Source organism: Curtobacterium sp. MMLR14_010, from assembly GCF_001865015.1.
GTDB lineage: Bacteria > Actinomycetota > Actinomycetes > Actinomycetales > Microbacteriaceae > Curtobacterium.
Window position 1 is genome coordinate 1 of sequence record NZ_MJGV01000047.1, and the last position, 207, is coordinate 207.

Sequence of the window (207 nt, forward strand, 5' to 3'; positions counted from 1 at the left end):
CCCCTACGTCCAGGGCCTGCTCAACCACGACGACTCCGGCCTGACCCTCAAGGCCGGCGACACCACCGTCACGCTGGAGAACTTCGTCGTGAACCCCGGCTCCTCCAAGCTCTACGGCGACGTCCTCGTCAACGGTGAGGTCGCAGCCCCGAACGCGTACCTGTTCTCCCTCCACGGCGGTTCGCTCAAGCCCCTCCAGCTCGAGGG

The 207-nt window shown here is 67.1% G+C and carries 1 pseudogene; it reads left to right on the forward strand.

Annotated features, from left to right (window positions below):
- Positions 1-207: pseudogene (locus BIU98_RS19485) on the forward strand (hypothetical protein); the annotation flags it as partial.